Origin of the sequence: Burkholderia sp. AU32262, from assembly GCF_020419985.1 — a bacterium.
GTDB lineage: Bacteria > Pseudomonadota > Gammaproteobacteria > Burkholderiales > Burkholderiaceae > Burkholderia > Burkholderia semiarida.
In genome coordinates, this window is sequence record NZ_JAIZRS010000002.1 from 306,174 (window position 1) to 319,562 (window position 13,389).

The window sequence follows — 13,389 nt, forward strand, 5'->3', positions numbered from 1 at the left end:
TTATTCGCGGCATTATTTACCCGGTATTCGAACGGCTTTCCGGGACGGGCGCGACGCGCGGCATTGCCGCACATCGCGCCCGTCGTCGCAAAGACTCAAACCACGATTACTTCCCGCCGCCCGGCAGCGCGATATCGATCAGCACCGGATCGTGATCCGACGAACGATACGCATCGGCCGCGTAGAACGTCTTCTGCTGCTCGGCCGACTTGTACGCGAGCGTGTATTGCAGCGCGAGCGGCTCGTCCGCGTTGATGTGCCATTCGTGCACGGCCTTCACGTGCGACGCGAGCGGCAGCGTCGCGAGCGCGTGGTCGAGATAGCCGGCTTCGCCGTTGTACACATAGCTGTACGCGTTCGCGCCGATCCAGCGCGCGACGAGGTTGCGATAGCCGCGCGATTCGAGCGTGCGGATCGGGTCTTCGTACGTGTAGCTGTTGAAGTCGCCGATCAGCAGCACGCCCTGGCTCTTGACGCCCGTCGGGTTGCCGGCCAACCAGTCGGCCACCTTCGCCGCCGCGCGCGTGCGCGTCGGGTTCCAGCAGCCCTGGCCATCGCCCTGGTCGAGATCGTCGTTCGCGGCGTCCGGGCAGTTCTTCGACTTCAGGTGGTTCACGGCCACCGTCAGCGCCTGCTTGTTGCCGCCGACCAGCCGGAACGACTGCGCGAGCGGCTGGCGGTTCTTGTCGTCGATCGCGAGCGTCGCCGCGCGACCGACCGGTTCGACCTTGCGGCTGTCGTAGATCATCGCGACCGCGATCGCATCGCCGCCGAGCCGCGACGTGCCCGGATCGACCACGCGCCACTGATTGCCGAGCTTCGCCGCGAGCTGGCGCACCGCGCTCAATTCGCCGTAGCCGTTGTTCTGGATTTCCATCAGGCCGATCACGTCGGCGTCGATGGCCTTCAGCGCGCTGACGATCTTCGCTTCCTGGCGCTGGAATTCCTGGAACGTCTTCGCGCCGCGGTTGTCCGGATCGTCGAAGCCGCCGCCGAGACCGTTGCCGTTGAAGTAGTTGAGCACGTTGAACGACGCGACGCGCAGGTTCGATTTCGGGTCGCGCGCGGGTGCGTTGGTGCGCGGGTTCTCGCGCTTGTCGAACGCCGGCACGGCCGCGCCCGGCAGCGGCTGCACGCGCCATGCGCCGTAACGCACTTCGAGCACGCCCTCGACGTCGCGCACGGTGTAGCCCGCGCGCAGCGTGTTCGCGGCCGACAGGCCCGGCGCCGGATACGGCACGGTCGCGGGGTTCTGCTTGTTCGAGCCGTCGTCGAGGATCAGGCGGTTGCGCGCGTTCGCGTCGATCTGCGTCTGCGCCTGCGCGGGTGGCACGACGCTCGTCGGCGTCCGCAGGCGGCCGTTGCTGAGCATCACGCTGCCGTAGCGGCCAAGCTCGTAGTTGTCGGTGACGCTCAGCGTCTGCGGCAGGCGCACGCGCATCCCTTCGTATGCGGCGAACGCGTTCGGGCCGTCGACCGGCAGCGTGAGCGTCGCGGGCGTCACAGTCTGGCCGTTCGCGCACACCGCGATCGCGCCCGACAGCGTGAGCTGCGTCTGCCCGTATTTCTCCTCGACCTTGCCCGTCACGTGCACGAGATCGCCGGCCTTCGCACGCACCTTCGGCGCATAGACGAACAGGCCTTCGGACACGCCCGGCTGGTTGCGGCGCTGCGCGTCGGCCTGCTGGACGAAGAAGCCGCCAAAGCCGTCCGTGCCGCCGAAATCGGCGGTGACGACGGCCTCGATCGACGCGTTCTGACCGGCGAGCGGCGACGGCGCGCCCGGCCCCTGGATATCGGCGATCGGCGTCGTGCTGCCGCCGCAGTTCGGGCTGACGGGCGCGGCGGTGGCGCCGAATACCGGCGCGGCGAGCGTCGGGAGCAGCAATAGCGGGGCAAACAGGCGGATTGTCGAGCGCATGGCGGGAATCCCGGTTGTGAGGGTGGCGAAAGCTTAGCGGCGCTCAATGACAGTTTTTGGTAATCGCGAGACAGGCGTATGTAATTTACGGCAACCGTCGGACGACGACCGTTACTCGGGCTCGGCTTCGATCCTTCATCGAGTCCCGCGACAGCTGCAGCATCGCCTTGCTCGCCTGTTTCGTCTGTTTCGCATGGCCACATGCTTGCAAGGCGCACCTCGCAACGACACGGAGCGCGAGGACCGCGGAATGACGATGCGCCCCGCATTTGCTCCCGGTTCACACCGCTTCTCGCCACCGCGTTCGGCGCTAGCGATCCCGCACGGCGCCGAACGACGTGCGAACGCACACGAGCAGCACGATGGTCGCCGCGCTGAATACGGCTCCCGCGTAGAACGTGGCGGCGGCGCCTGCCCGGTCCCACAGCGCGCCCGCGACGACGCTCGATACGAGCGTCACGACCCCGCTGATCAGGTTGAACACGCCGAACGCGGTCCCTCTCAGTTCGGCCGGCGCGGCCTGCGCGACCATCGTCGCGAGCAGCCCTTGCGTCATCCCCATATGAAGCCCCCACAGCGCGACGCCGACGAGCACGGTCGGCCAGTGCGCGCCGTGCGCCAGCACGACATCGGCGGCGATCAGCAGCACCAGCCCGATCACCATCAGTTTCGTGTGGCTCGTCGTATCGGCGAGCTTGCCGAACGGGTAAGCGGACAACGCATACACGACGTTCATCGCGACCATCACGAGCGGCACAAGTGCGACGGGCACGCCGCTGCCCATCGCGCGCAGCACCAGGAACGCCTCGCTGAAACGCGCGAGCGCGAACACGCCGCCCACGGCCACGACCCACCAGTAGCGGGTGCCGAGTTGCGCGACGACCGCACGGCGGATCGGGTTCACGCGCTTCTCGCCGGATACACGCGCCGGTTCGTCGATGCCGAACGCGAGCAGCGCCACGGCCAGCACGCCGGGGATCACGGCGAGCCAGAACGCGAGGCGGAAATCGTCGCGCCACGCCAGCATGATGACGACGGCCAGCAGCGGCCCGAGGAACGCGCCCACCGTGTCGAGCGCCTGGCGCAGTCCGTACGCGGCGCCGCGCAGGTGAACGGGCGTGACGTCGGCGACGAGCGCATCGCGCGGCGCGCCGCGAATCCCCTTGCCGACGCGGTCGACGATCCGCGCGGTCACCACGACGCCGATCGTCGGCGCGATCGCGAACAGCGGCTTGCTGAGCGCGCCGAGCGCATAGCCGGCCACCGCGAGCCATTTGCGATTGCGCAGGTAGTCGCTCAGCGTGCCGGAGAACACCTTGACGACCGGCGACGTCGCCTCGGCGATCCCTTCGATCAGGCCGATCGTCGTCGCGCTCGCGCCAAGGCCCGCCATCAGGAACATCGGCAACAGGCTGTGGATGATTTCGGACGACACGTCCATCAGCAGGCTGACACAGCCGAGCACCCACACGCTGCGGGGAATCTGCCGAAGAATGCCGGTCGATGCGTCGGTCTGCATGGGTCGCTCCCCGGTTCAGGAATCCTGAAGCTGAATGCCCGTGATGCTACCGCACGCCCGCGATGCCGAGCCGGGGAACGCGTGCCCTTGCTATTCCGCCGTATCGCGCTGGAGCTTCGCCTGCCGGCGCTTACGATCGTTCAGTATCTGATGCCGACGATGATCGGTCAGCTTCTTCCAGTCGCGCGCCTCGTCGCGCGTGCGCAGGCAGCCGACACAAAAACCCGTGCGGCCGTCGAACGCGCACAGGTCGATACACGGCGATTTCACGGCCACGATCAGGCCGCCTTCGCAGGTGTCATCACTTCGACCGTCACGTGCGACATGCCGTCGAAGCCCGCGAGCAGCGCATGGTAGAAACGCGCATCGCGCGCGGCGTCGCCCGATTGGACCGACACGATCGCACTCATGTGCCCGGGGCCCACGCGCCACACATGGAGATCGTTGACCGTGTCGCCGAGCGCCTCGATCGCGCGACGCACGTTGTCCGTCAGCGGGCGATCGACGTTGACGTCGAGCAGGATCTCGCCCGTATCGCGCATCAGCCCGTACGACCAGTTGGCGATCACCAGCGCGCCGACGATGCCCGCGAGCGGGTCCATCCAGCCCCATCCGAACGCACGCGCAAGCAGCAGGCCGACGATCGCCAGCACCGACACGGCCGCGTCGGCGATCACGTGAACGTAGGCCGACCGGATGTTGTGGTCGCGATGCGCGGCCGAGTGCGAACCGCGATCATGGTGCGCGTGGTCGTCGTGGTCATGGTCATCGTGGTGGTCGTGCCCGTGCGCGTGGTGATGGCCGTGACCATGCCCGTGATGGTGGTCGCCGCTCAGCAGCCACACGCTGGCGAGGTTCACGGCGAGCCCCAGCACGGCGATCGGAATCGCTTCGTCGAAATGGATCGGCACCGGCGCCAGCAGGCGCGCGATCGCCTCGTAGCCGATCAGCAACGCAATCATCGCCAGCACGATCGCGCTCGTGAAGCCGGCCAGGTCGCCGAGCTTGCCGGTGCCGAACACGAAGCGCGGATCGTCGGCGTACCGGCGCGCATAGGTGTAGGCCAGCGCGGCGATCAGCATCGCGCCCACGTGCGTCGACATGTGCAGCCCGTCGGCGACCAGCGCGAGCGAGCCGAACAACGTGCCGCTGACGATCTCGGCGATCATCATCGCCGTGCACAGGCCGATGACCATCCACGTCTTTCGCTCATTGCGCGTGTGCGCGGCGCCCAGAAACGCGTGGCTGTGCGCACCGCCGGCCGGCGAGCCATTGAATTCGTTCATGTTCCGGCCCGGTTACTTGAAATAGCTGTGCACGACGTCGATCAGTTGCTCGGTCGCGCTGCCCTCGTGCGCGTCGGCCGTGTCCGCATCGACGAGATGCGACCGGATGTGGTCTTCCAGCACGACGGCCAGCAAGCCGTTCATTGCGCCGCGGCAACTCGTGATCAATTGCAGCACGTCGTTGCAGCCGCGCTCTTCTTCCAGCGCCCGCTCGATCGCCTCGACCTGCCCCTTGATACGGCGCACGCGGTTCAGCAGCTTCTGTTTTTCGCGAACGGTATGACTCATCGGCGGCTCCGGTATAGGGTAGGGGAGTATATATCCGGAAGGCTGACCCTATAGGGTGGAGGGGTATATTTTTCGAGACGAAGGCTTGTCGAAGGAAAACCGCTCGGCTAGACTGATTTCCGTCTTTGGGGAGTAGCCTGCTTTCCGTCCGCCGGAAAGCGAACGCGTCAACACACTCGGCCTGCGGCCGTGGCGCGTTCAGCCTGATCGGCCTGGCGAGACCATCGGCACGTCGCGTCGTTCCTGGTCGGACGGCGGCGGATGTGTCATGGTTCGTCAGCGTCCGACCACGGAGTCCCCATGTCCCTCCCTGCTCACCTCCCCCGCGCCACCGCTGCCTGCGGAGGTGCCGCATGACGTTCATGTTCGTCGAACTGGCGTTCATGCTGATCGTCATCCTCGTCGCGGCCGAACTCTTCACCAATGCGCTCGAACATCTCGGCGAACGCCTGAAGATTTCCGAAGGCGTGACCGGCTCGCTGTTCGCGGCCGTCGGCACCGCGCTGCCCGAAACGATGGTGCCGCTGCTCGCGCTGGCCGGCGGCACGTCGAACCAGGCCGTGAACGAGGAAATCGGCGTCGGCGCGATTCTGGGCGCGCCGCTGATGCTCACGACGCTCACCACGTTCCTGATGACGCTCGCCGTGATCCGCTCGCGCGGGCTGCGCGGCACGATCGCGCCAGAACGCACGGGCTTCGTGCGCGACATGAACACCTTCCTCGCCGCATTCTCGCTGGCGACCGTCGCGATGTTCGTCCCGCATCACAACTGGGCCATGCGCGCGCTGCTCGCCGCGATGCTGGTCGGCCTCTACGTGATGTACGTCGTGCTGACGTTCCGCGCGTCGACCGGGCTCGTCGACGCCGGGCACGGCACCGAGGCGCCGCACGCGATGTTCCTGTCGCGCGTCGGCCTGCCGACCAACCTGGCGACGATCGTGCTGCAACTGCTGATCGGCGTCGCGCTGCTGGTCGGCGGTGCAAAGGGCTTCATTCACGGCGTGGAAGGCGTGTCGCACGTGCTCGGCGTGTCGGCGCTGCTGCTGTCGCTGATCATCGTGCCCATCGCGACGGAACTGCCGGAGAAGGTCAACAGCGTGCTGTGGATCCGCCGCGGGAAGGACACGCTCGCGTTCGGCAACATCACCGGCGCGATGGTGTTCCAGGGCACGCTGCTGCCCGCGATCGGCATCATGCTGACGCCGTGGGAGCCGCGCCCCGAAGTGCTGACCGGTGTGATCATCACGCTTGCGGCGGCCGCCTGGCTGCGCGTCAATGCGCGCACGCGCGGGCTCGCGATCTGGGCGTTGCTCGCGAACGGCGCCGGTTATGCGGGATATCTGGTGCTGACGCTCACGCGCTGAATGCGCCGGTGGGGCGCACCGGCCGACCGACACGTCGGCTCGGTGCGCGTCGCTGCATGCGATGCGGGCGACGGCAACGCCCGCATCCGGACGCTCAGGAAGCCTTGACGAGCTTGACGATCGTCAACGTGCCGTCGACCTTCTCGATCCGCACCTTGACCTTGTCGCCCGCATGCGCGTGCGCGAGCATCGCCGCATCCTTCGCCTTGAACGCCATCGTCATCGGCGGCATCCCGACATTCTCCAGCGCGCCGTGCTTCAGCGTGATCTTGCCGCTCGCGGCATCGACCTTCTTCACTTCGGCGTCGGTCAGCGCGGCGTTCGAATCCGCCGCGCCGCCCGACGACATCTTCATGCCGGACATGTCCATGCCCGACATGTCGCCGGCGGCGGACGCCGGTACCGCGAAAGCACTCAGCGCGACGACAGCGGTTGCAGTGGCGATCAGTTGATTCATCTTCATCGTGATTCTCCGGTGGGAAGGGATGGCACGTTCGTGCCGGAAGGAACTGCATCGGAATGCCGCGCGCGGCCCGCGCTTCGCGCACGACGGCGCTGAAGCAGAAGCCACGCGGCGGGAATGACGAACATCGACAGCAGCGGCGCCGTGACCATGCCGCCGACCATCGGCGCGGCGATCCGCTGCATGACTTCGGAACCGGCGCCGTGGCCGATCATGATCGGCACGAGCCCGGCGAGCACGACGGCGACCGTCATCGCCTTCGGCCGCACGCGCAGCACCGCGCCTTCGCGGATCGCATCGAGCAGCAACGCATCGGTCGGCGGTTCGCCTGCGTCGAGCCGGCGCTGCAGCGCACCCTTCAGGTACAGCAGCATCACGACGCCGAATTCCGCGGCCACGCCCGCCAGCGCGATGAAACCCACCGACGTCGCGACGGACACCGCGTGTCCGAGCGCCCACACGAGCCAGAACCCGCCGACCAGCGCGAACGGCACCGTCGACATCAGCAGCAGCGCGTCGGCCGCCGACTCGAACGTGACGAACAGCAGCACGAAGATCACGACGAGCGTGACGGGCACGACGGTGCGCAGCGTCGCCGCCGCGCGTTCGAGATACTCGAACTGCCCCGACCATGCGATCGAATAGCCGGGCGGCAACGCAACCTGCCGCGCGACGGTCTGCTGCATCGCGCGCACGGCCGTGCTGAGGTCGGTACCGCGGAGATCGACGTACACGTAGCCGGACAGCCGCGCGTTCTCGCTGCGGATCATCGGCGGCCCGTCGGCGATCGCGATACGCGCGACGTCGCCGAGGCGGATCTGCGCGCCGCGCGCGGTGACGATCGGCAACTGCCGCAGGTTCTCGAGCGAATCGCGGATCTCGCGCGGATAGCGGATGTTGATCGGGAAGCGCTCGCGTCCCGCGATCACTTCGCCGACGTCCTCGCCGCCGATCGCCGACGACACGACCGACTGGATATCGGCCACCGACAGCCCGTAACGCGCGGCGGCGAGCCGGTCGATGTCGACGTCGATGTAGCGGCCGCCGTTCAGCCGCTCCGCGAGCGCGGACGTCACGCCCGGCACGCGCTTCACGGCGGCCTCGACCTGCGTCGCGATCGCGTCGATCCCCGCGAGGTCCGGCCCGGAAATCTTCACGCCGACCGGCGTCTTGATCCCGGTGGAGAGCATGTCGAGCCGGTTGCGGATCGGCGGCACCCACACGTTCGACAGGCCCGGCACCTTCACCGTCCGGTCGAGTTCGTCGATCAGCTTCTCCGGCGTCATGCCCGGCCGCCACGCGCTGCGCGGCTTGAAGCGGATCGTCGTCTCGAACATCTCGAGCGGCGCCGGGTCGGTCGCCGTATCGGCGCGGCCCGACTTGCCGAACACCGTGTCGACCTCGGGCACGGTCTTGATCAGCCGGTCGGTCTGCTGCAGCAGCTCGCTCGCCTTGTCGGCCGAGATGCCCGGCAGCGCGGTCGGCATGTACAGCAGATCGCCTTCGTCGAGCGGCGGCATGAATTCGCCGCCGAGCCGCGACAACGGCACGGCCGTCACCACGAGCACGACGACCGCGACGCCGATCGCGGCCCACGGGCGCCGCAGCGTCGCGTCGAGCAGCGGCCGGTACAGGCGGATCAGCACGCGGTTGATCGGGTTCGCGTGCTCGGGCGGAATGCGGCCGCGCACCAGATAGCCCATCAGCACCGGCACCAGCGTCACCGACAGCCCCGCGGCGGCCGCGATCGTATAGGTCTTCGTGAACGCCAGCGGCGCGAACAGTTTGCCCTCCTGCCCTTCCAGCGAAAACACTGGAACGAACGACAGCGTGATGATCAGCAGCGAGAAGAACAGCGCGGGCCCCACCTCCGCGGCCGAGGCCGCGACGAGTTCCCAGCGGCGCGCGGCCGTGATCGGCTCGCCGGGATGCGCGCGGTCGTACGCTTCCAGATGCTTGTGCGCGTTCTCGATCATCACGATCGCCGCGTCGATCATCGCGCCGATCGCGATCGCGATCCCGCCGAGCGACATCAGGTTCGCGTTCACGCCCTGATAGCGCATCACGATGAACGCGGCCAATACGCCGAGCGGCAGCGACAGGATCGCGACCAGCGCGCTGCGCAGATGGAACAGGAACACCGCGCAGACGACACCGACGATGACGAATTCCTCGATCAGCTTGTCCGTCAGGTTGTCGACCGCGCGCGATCAGTTGCGAACGATCGTAGGTCGTGACGATCTCGACGCCGGCCGGCAGCGAACGCTTGAGCTCGGCGAGCTTCGCCTTCACCGCGTCGATCGTCGTCAGCGCGTTCTTGCCCGAGCGCATCACGACGACGCCGCCCGTCACCTCGCCCTGCCCGTTCAGCTCCGCGATGCCGCGCCGCATCGCCGGGCCGACCTGGATGCGCGCGACGTCGCCGAGCAGGACCGGCGTGCCGGCGTCGTCGGTGCGCAGCACGACGCGACGGAAATCGTCGAGCGTGCGCAGGTAGCCGGACGACCGCACCATGTACTCCGACTCGGCCAGCTCGACGACCGAGCCGCCGGATGCCTGGTTGGCCTTGCCGAGCGCCTCCGCGACCGCCGCCTGCGTGATGCCGTACGCGCGCAGCCTGTCGGGATCGAGCACGACCTGGTACTGGCGCACCATGCCGCCGATGCTCGCGACTTCCGATACGTCCGGCACGGCCTTCAGCTCGAACTTCAGGAACCAGTCGTTGAGCGCGCGCAGCTGGCCGGGATCGTGATGGCCGGTGCGATCGACGAGCGCGTACTCGTAGACCCAGCCGACACCGGTCGCATCCGGGCCGAGCGACACGGTCGCGCCCGCCGGCAGGCGGCTCTGCACCTGGCTCAGGTATTCGAGCACGCGCGAGCGCGCCCAGTACGGATCGGTGCGGTCGTCGAACAGCACGTAGACGAACGCGTCGCCGAACGACGAATACGCGCGCACGGTTTTCGCGCCCGGCACGCCGAGCAGCGTCGTCGTCAGCGGATAGGTCACCTGATCCTCGACGATCTGCGGCGCCTTGCCCGGATACGACGCCTTCACGATCACCTGGGTATCCGACAGGTCGGGCAATGCGTCGAGCGGCGTCTGTCGCAGCGAATGCACGCCCCATGCCGCGAGCAGCACGGTGGCCAGCAGCACCAGAAACCGGTGGTGGACGGACCAGTGAATGATGCGCGCGATCATCGCTCACCTCGCTGCGGCTCGACCTTCGTCAGCCGGTAGCCGTCGTCGGTCTGCGTGAACGCGAAACGCACGGTCTGGCCCGGCTTCACGTCGGAAAACGCGTGCGCCGACGGCTTGCCGAACGCCATCGTCATCGCGCCCCAGCCAAGCGCCGGCACCGGCTGATGCGAGAACGTGATGTCGTCGGCCGTGACTTTCTCCACCTTGCCGGTGGTTTCGTAGACCGGCGCGGTTGCCGGCACGGACGATGCGGCCGCGCTTGCCCCGGCCGCCCGCTCCAGCCGCGGCAACACGCTTTTCAGGCTGGCTTCCGAATCGATCAGGAATTGCCCCGACGCGACGACCGTGTCGCCCTCGTTCAGCCCGTCGAGCACTTCCGTTTCGCCGCCGACGTCGTTGCCGACCGTCACCGACGCCGGCTGAAGCCGGCCGTCGCCGTGCTTCACGATGACGATCGTGCGCCGGCCGGTCGCGATCACGGCCTCGGAGGGCACGAGCAGGCGCGACACCGTCTCCTTCTCCGCGACCCGCACGCGCATCAGCATGCCGGGCGTGAGCGTCAGCGATGCGTTGTCGATCTCCACGCGCGCCTGCAGCGTGCGGCTGCCCGTGCTGATGCCCGGCAGCACTTCGCGGATGCGTCCGCTGAAATGCCGCGCCGGATCGCCCGCGAACGTCGCGTCGACCGACATCCCCGGCTGCACGTTCAGCGCGAGCGCCTCGGGCACCTCGACGATCAGCCACAGCGTCGACAAGCCGGCGATCTTCGCAAGCGTCTGGCCGGGCGCGACCATCGCGCCGTCGCGCACGTTCAGCTCGCTGACGACGCCGGCCTCCGGCGCACTCAGCACGACGTGCGTCTGCGCGCGGCCGGTGCGGTCGAGGGCCGCGATCATCCCGTCCGGCATCGACAGCGCCCGCATCCGCGCGCGCGCCGCGTCGAGCAGGCTGCCGTCCATCCCGCCGCGCTTCAGCGCGAGATATTCCTCCTGCGGCGCGAGCCAGTCGGGCACGAACAGCGATGCGACCGGCGCGCCCTTCGCGATGCGCTGCATCGGCGCGCGTGCATACAGATGGTCGATGTAGCCGGTCACGCGCGACTGCACGACCGCCGAGCGCGCTTCGTCGAACTGCGTGGCGCCCACCGCGTCGAAGCCGGCCGCCGTCTGCTGCCGGCGCACGGTCGCATAGCGAATGCCCAGGTTCTGCTGCAGGCCCGGATCGATCCGGACGCCCGGCGCGTCGCCGCCTTCGTCCGCATAGACGGGCTGCAACTGCATGTCCATGAACGGCGATTTGCCCGGTTTGTCGAAGTGCTGGTTCGGCACCATCGGGTCGTGCCAGTACAGGACCTTGCGCGCGGCCTGCGGCGCCGGCGCGCCCGACGGCGCCGCAGCGGGCACGGCGGACGCCACCGCGCCGTTCATCGCATGGCGGACGCCGGCGACATAGCCGGCGCCGACGAGTATCGTGCCGGCGGATGCGATCAGCGCCGCACGCATCAGTGATTGCCTTGTCATGAGCGTCTCCTTCACTGCGCGGCGGCCATCGCCGACGGCACGACCTGATATTCGAGCCGCGCCCAGGTCTGCGACACGTCGCGCCTGAGGTCGAGCACCTGCAACTGCGCTTCGAGCTGCGCCCGCCGCGCGGCGAACGTGTCGGCGAGCGACCCCGTGCCGGCCCGGTACGCGGCCGTCGCGAGCTGCACGCGCTGATCGGCGGCGGGCAACAGCGCGGCGCTCAGGTTCGCGATACGTTCGCGGCCGCTCGCCAGCGTGTCGGATTGCGTACGGATGTCGGCCTGTACCTGACGCAGCGTGTCCTCGTACATCAGGCGCGCCTTCGTCGCGAGCGCCGCCTTTTCGGCCACGTCGCGGTTCTGGCGATTCTTGCGATTGAGCGGCAGCGGGATCGAGACGCCCACCGACACCATGTTCGAATACGCGCCGCCGCGCTGCTGGTACGCGATTTCCCACGTCCAGTTGGGGCTGCGCTCGCTGTTCGCGACCGCGGCGTCGGCTTCGGCCACCGCGATATCGTCCGCGGCGGCGACGAGCGCCGGCTGCGACACGCGCAGCTCGTCCGGCGGCAATGCCGATACGACGGATTCGGGCGCGGGCGGTGTACCCGTCACGTCCGTCACGGGCGTCGCCGTCCAGCGGGCCAGCGCGACGAGCGCGGTGCGATACGCCTGCTGCGCCTTGAGCACCTGGTCCTGCGTCTGCGCGAGCATCGCGCGCGCCTGCACGACGTCGCCCGCGCTCGCCTTCGCGCCGCGATACGACGCTTGCGTCGCGTCGAGTTCATGGTTCATGTGACCGAGCAGCGCCTGCTGAAGCGCGAGCGCCTGCTTCGCGTAGACGGCATCGAGCCACGCGGCCGCGGTCTGCCGGCGCACGGCCGCCAGCTCCACGAGATAGCCCGCGCGCTCGCGGCCGACCTGTTGGTCGGCCAGCGCGGTACGCAGCCGCCGCTTGTCGCCGGACACCCACTCCTGCTCGATGCCGATGCGGCGCATCGTCATGAAGTCCTGGCCGACGGTGAAGCGCTGCCCGCCGTTGATCGGCAGGTTGTCGATGCCGGCCTTGAGCATCGGGTCCGGCAACTGGCCGGCCCTGACGGCCGCTTCGGCACGCGCGAGCACGGCAGCCTGCGCGGCCTGCATCGACGCGGAATGATCCGTGGCGGACTGCAGCGCGGCGTCCAGCGTGAGCGGCGACTGCTGCGCGTGAACCGCGCCCGCCATCAGCAGCGCGGCCCACGATACGGGCGCGCGCCGGCATGCACGCGGCATGCGCGGCGTGCGGAAAGCGAATGACATGGTGTAACCCCAAATCGGAACCCAAAGGGATTCCACGTCCTGCGCACAGGACGAAACCTCACCGCGTGCGCGGTGAACCGGTCAAATCGGGATCAGCTGATGCGTGGCGGGCGCCACAACCCGTTCGGGTCGCGAGCCGGGACGGACTGCGTGTAGTGGAAGACGATCGTGCTGGCGAAGGCAGCGGGACGGCTGACGTCGACGCGGGCGGCCGGATGATAGAGACTGCCGAACTGGCATTGGGCCGTCACCTTGCAGGCCATGCCCTTGGCTTTGGCCTTCGCGTGATCGGCGGAGGGCGGCTGCATCGAATCGCAGTTGCTCATGTCGGCGGACATGGCCATGTTCATGCCCGTATCCGCGTCCATCGACATCGTGTGCTGCATCGGACATTCACCGGTCAGGCCGCTGGCTGCCAGCCCAGTGATGGGCAGCACCGCGCACAGCAGCAGCAGGATGAAAGTCCGAAACAGTTTCATGGCGGCGATTATAGCGCGGCCCGTCGCGGCATGGCGCGGCGTCG

At 68.3% G+C, this 13,389-nt stretch carries 10 protein-coding genes, 1 pseudogene and 1 riboswitch; of the genes and pseudogenes, 1 reads left to right on the plus strand and 10 read right to left on the minus strand.

The features are described from left to right. Positions 1-106: 106 nt before the first annotated feature. The 5 genes from LGN10_RS03015 to LGN10_RS03035 form a co-directional block, all read right to left on the minus strand. Complete coding sequence (locus tag LGN10_RS03015; protein ID WP_059579743.1) at positions 107-1,921, minus strand: ExeM/NucH family extracellular endonuclease; 1,815 nt, start codon at positions 1,919-1,921, stop codon at positions 107-109. A gap of 310 nt (positions 1,922-2,231) precedes the next feature. Continuing rightward, on the minus strand, positions 2,232-3,440 hold the full coding sequence (locus LGN10_RS03020) for an MFS transporter (RefSeq protein ID WP_226221685.1): 1,209 nt from the start codon (positions 3,438-3,440) through the stop codon (positions 2,232-2,234). Between the two features lie 90 nt (positions 3,441-3,530). After that, the gene (locus LGN10_RS03025) at positions 3,531-3,716 is read right to left on the minus strand and encodes a DUF1289 domain-containing protein (RefSeq protein WP_059579721.1); all 186 of its coding nucleotides are present in this window, start codon (positions 3,714-3,716) and stop codon (positions 3,531-3,533) included. A gap of 2 nt (positions 3,717-3,718) precedes the next feature. Beyond that, positions 3,719-4,726 (minus strand): CDF family Co(II)/Ni(II) efflux transporter DmeF, encoded by a 1,008-nt coding sequence (dmeF, locus tag LGN10_RS03030; RefSeq protein ID WP_226221692.1) that lies wholly within the window; start codon positions 4,724-4,726, stop codon positions 3,719-3,721. Between the two features lie 12 nt (positions 4,727-4,738). Continuing rightward, entirely contained in the window at positions 4,739-5,014 is a 276-nt protein-coding gene (locus LGN10_RS03035) for a metal/formaldehyde-sensitive transcriptional repressor (protein ID WP_059579714.1), read from the minus strand. 115 nt (positions 5,015-5,129) lie between these two features. Next, a riboswitch (yybP-ykoY riboswitch) is annotated at positions 5,130-5,298 on the plus strand. Between the two features lie 69 nt (positions 5,299-5,367). Between LGN10_RS03035 and LGN10_RS03040 the strand changes: the two genes are divergently transcribed. After that, positions 5,368-6,378 (plus strand): sodium:calcium antiporter, encoded by a 1,011-nt coding sequence (locus LGN10_RS03040; protein WP_226221693.1) that lies wholly within the window; start codon positions 5,368-5,370, stop codon positions 6,376-6,378. 94 nt (positions 6,379-6,472) lie between these two features. Here LGN10_RS03040 and LGN10_RS03045 read toward each other — a convergent pair whose 3' ends face one another. From LGN10_RS03045 to LGN10_RS03065, 5 genes and pseudogenes are all read right to left on the minus strand, one after another. Further along, a complete protein-coding gene (locus LGN10_RS03045; protein ID WP_226221694.1) occupies positions 6,473-6,841 on the minus strand; it encodes a copper-binding protein in 369 nt (122 codons plus the stop codon). Then, positions 6,838-10,042: pseudogene (locus LGN10_RS03050) on the minus strand (efflux RND transporter permease subunit). Before LGN10_RS03050 ends, LGN10_RS03045 begins: the two are co-directional and overlap by 4 nt. Beyond that, the gene (locus LGN10_RS03055; RefSeq protein ID WP_226221695.1) at positions 10,039-11,562 is read right to left on the minus strand and encodes an efflux RND transporter periplasmic adaptor subunit; all 1,524 of its coding nucleotides are present in this window, start codon (positions 11,560-11,562) and stop codon (positions 10,039-10,041) included. The pseudogene LGN10_RS03050 and the gene LGN10_RS03055 overlap by 4 nt, the downstream one beginning before the upstream one ends. 11 nt (positions 11,563-11,573) lie before the next feature. Continuing rightward, the gene (locus LGN10_RS03060) at positions 11,574-12,866 is read right to left on the minus strand and encodes a TolC family protein (RefSeq protein ID WP_226221697.1); all 1,293 of its coding nucleotides are present in this window, start codon (positions 12,864-12,866) and stop codon (positions 11,574-11,576) included. A gap of 92 nt (positions 12,867-12,958) precedes the next feature. Further along, positions 12,959-13,345 (minus strand): hypothetical protein, encoded by a 387-nt coding sequence (locus tag LGN10_RS03065; protein WP_059579699.1) that lies wholly within the window; start codon positions 13,343-13,345, stop codon positions 12,959-12,961. Positions 13,346-13,389 lie beyond the last annotated feature (44 nt).

Coding starts and splice junctions, on each gene's coding strand:
- LGN10_RS03045 (WP_226221694.1), bottom strand. CDS start 6,841: ATGAAGATGAATCAACTGATCGCCACTGCAACCGCTGTCGTCGCGCTG.
- LGN10_RS03020 (WP_226221685.1), bottom strand. CDS start 3,440: ATGCAGACCGACGCATCGACCGGCATTCTTCGGCAGATTCCCCGCAGC.
- LGN10_RS03055 (WP_226221695.1), bottom strand. CDS start 11,562: ATGACAAGGCAATCACTGATGCGTGCGGCGCTGATCGCATCCGCCGGC.
- LGN10_RS03040 (WP_226221693.1), top strand. CDS start 5,368: ATGACGTTCATGTTCGTCGAACTGGCGTTCATGCTGATCGTCATCCTC.
- LGN10_RS03015 (WP_059579743.1), bottom strand. CDS start 1,921: ATGCGCTCGACAATCCGCCTGTTTGCCCCGCTATTGCTGCTCCCGACG.
- dmeF (WP_226221692.1), bottom strand. CDS start 4,726: ATGAACGAATTCAATGGCTCGCCGGCCGGCGGTGCGCACAGCCACGCG.
- LGN10_RS03065 (WP_059579699.1), bottom strand. CDS start 13,345: ATGAAACTGTTTCGGACTTTCATCCTGCTGCTGCTGTGCGCGGTGCTG.
- LGN10_RS03060 (WP_226221697.1), bottom strand. CDS start 12,866: ATGTCATTCGCTTTCCGCACGCCGCGCATGCCGCGTGCATGCCGGCGC.
- LGN10_RS03035 (WP_059579714.1), bottom strand. CDS start 5,014: ATGAGTCATACCGTTCGCGAAAAACAGAAGCTGCTGAACCGCGTGCGC.